1 protein-coding gene and 1 pseudogene are annotated in these 2,770 nt (G+C 72.5%); both read right to left on the bottom strand.

The features are described from left to right. Window positions 1-61: 61 nt before the first annotated feature. Complete coding sequence (locus ACWDCZ_RS40070) at window positions 62-946, bottom strand: tetratricopeptide repeat protein (RefSeq protein WP_375877814.1); 885 nt, start codon at window positions 944-946, stop codon at window positions 62-64. Between the two features lie 609 nt (window positions 947-1,555). Next, window positions 1,556-2,026 (bottom strand): annotated as a pseudogene (locus ACWDCZ_RS40065) (DEAD/DEAH box helicase); the annotation flags it as partial. Window positions 2,027-2,770: the final 744 nt, after the last annotated feature.

Genomic DNA, 2,770 nt, shown 5'->3' with positions numbered 1-2,770 from the left:
CTGCCGTTCCCGGAGTTTCCCGGGGAACGGCAGGGCCTCACGGCGTTTGCCTGGGAGCTGCTCAGCTCTTGTCGGCGTCGGCGTCGGCCTTGGCGGCCTTCGACTCCTCGGCCTCGGCGGCCTCGGCCTGCTGGGCGCGCTCGGGGACGACGCCGTCGAAGTCGTCGTCGATCTCGAGGTCGTCCTCGTCGTAGAACTCCTCGACGTCCTCCTCGTCCTCGAAGATCACGCGGTCCTCGGAGTGGTCGCCGCCACCGCGCTTCTTCTGCACCGGGGCGTCCGTCGACTCGGCCTCGTCCTCGGCCAGCTCCGGGTCGAGCGTGTCGGTGAACTCCACGCCGTCGATCTCGGCCAGCCGCTCCGAGGCGTTGGTGGTGCCGTCGGTGTCGGCCTCGGCGGCCTTGGCGAACCAGTCACGGGCCTCGTCGGCCCGGCCGGCCGCGATCAGGGCCTCGGCGTAGGCGTACCGCAGACGCGCGGTCCACGGCTGCACGGAGTTGGAGGCCAGCTCCGGGCTCTGCAGCGTCACCACGGCGGCGTCGAACTGCTCCATGTCGGCGCGGGCACCGGCCGCCACCAGGCGCATCTCGACCTGGCCGGCCTTGTCCAGCTGCTTCACCTCGGGCTCGCCGGCCATCGCCAGCGCCCGCTCCGGACGGCCCAGACCGCGCTCGCAGTCGGCCATCACGGGCCACAGGTCCGCCCGGCCGGTCATCCGGCGGGCGGCGCGGAACTCGGTCAGCGCCTCGGAGTAGCGCTGCGTCATGTACGAGGCGAAACCGGCCGCCTCACGGACGGCCGCCACGCGGGAGGCCAGACGGAGCGCGATGCGCGAGTACTGGTAGGCCTCCTCCGCCTCGCCGTCGAGCAGGCGGGCCACCATCACCAGGTTGCGGGCGACGTCGTCCGCGAGGGTCTTGGGCAGGCTCTTGAGCTCCTGGCGCACGTCCGCGTCCAGCTCGTAGCCGGTGACGTCCTCCGGGATCGGCAGACGCTTGACGGGCTCGTAGTTGCCCCGGCGGTCGTCGTACTCCCGGCGGTCGCCGCCGCGCTCGTCCCGGTCACGGCGGTAGCCGCCACCCGACGGGCGGTCGTCACGACGGAAGCCGCCGCGGTCGCCACCACGGTCATCGCGACGGAAGCCACCACGGTCGCCGCCGCGGTCATCGCGGTTGAAGCCACCCGAGGGGCGGTCGTCACGACGGAAGCCACCGCCGGCCGGACGGTCGCCACGGTCGCGGTTGAAACCGCCACCCGACGGACGGTCGTCACGACGCGGACGGTCGTCACGGTCGTCCCGACGGAAACCGCTCGGGCGGTCGTCACGGCGGAAACCACCGCGGTCGCCACCGCGGTCATCGCGGTTGAAACCGCCGGACGGGCGGTCGTCACGGCGGAAGCCGCCACGGTCGCCACCACGGTCGTCACGGTTGAAGCCACCCGAGGGGCGGTCATCGCGGCGGAAGCCACCGCCAGCCGGACGGTCACCGCGGTCGCGGTTGAAACCGCCACCCGACGGACGGTCGTCACGACGGAAACCGCCACGGTCGCCACCACGGTCATCGCGGTTGAAACCGCCGGACGGGCGGTCGTCACGGCGGAAGCCGCCACGGTCGCCACCACGGTCGTCACGGTTGAAGCCACCCGAGGGGCGGTCATCGCGGCGGAAGCCACCGCCGGCCGGACGGTCACCGCGGTCGCGGTTGAAACCGCCACCCGACGGACGGTCGTCACGACGGAAACCGCCACGGTCGCCACCACGGTCGTCACGGTTGAAACCGCCGGAGGGGCGGTCGTCACGACGCGGACGGTCGTCACGGTCGTCCCGACGGAAACCACCGGACGGGCGGTCATCGCGGCGGAAGCCGCCACCGGAGGGACGGTCGTCGCGACGGAAACCGCCGCCGGAGGGGCGGTCGTCACGACGGAAGCCACCGCCGGCCGGACGGTCGCCACGGTCGCGGTTGAAACCGCCACCCGACGGACGGTCGTCACGACGGAAACCGCCACGGTCGCCACCACGGTCGTCACGACGGAAACCGCCACGGTCGCCACCACGGTCGTCACGGTTGAAACCACCCGAGGGGCGGTCGTCACGGCGGAAGCCACCGCCGGCCGGACGGTCACCGCGGTCGCGGTTGAAACCGCCACCCGACGGACGGTCGTCACGACGGAAACCGCCGCGCTCGCCGCCACGGTCGTCACGGTTGAAACCGCCCGACGGACGGTCGCCGCGGTCTCGGTTGTACCCGCCGGTGGGGCGGTCGTCACGGCGGAAGCCGCCACGGTCGCCACCGCGGTCGTCGCGGTCGCGGCCGTACCCGCCGCCCGACGGACGGTCGTCACGACGCGGACGGTCGTCACGGTCGTCGCGACGGTAGCCGCCGGAGGGGCGGTCATCGCGGCGGAAGCCACCGCGGTCGCCGCCACGGTCGTTGGACCAGCCCCCGCGGGACCGGGGCTCGTAGCCTCGGCCGTCGTCCGATCGACGCTCGGGACGGTCCTGGGGCTGGTTCGACATCGTGGTGACTCCTTCTGCTGCTTCAGCTACACCGCGGGCGGAGCATGCGACTCCACCACCGCCACGCGGCTTCGACGCCGGCCTGCTGGCCCGCGTACCTTCTCCATTGTCCGACATGCCGGGACCCTCCGCGTCTGGGCGGAAGTCCCGCTTTTGCCGATCTTCTTCACGTTCGCAAAACACAAAAAGGCCGCGGCCCCAGCGAGTCGCTGGGGCCGCGGCCTTGAATAATTGTTCGGCGGCGTCCTA

Source organism: Kitasatospora sp. NPDC001225 (genome assembly GCF_053597855.1).
Note: the sequence above shows the minus strand (reverse complement) of the source record. Positions and strands in the feature narration are given on the sequence as shown.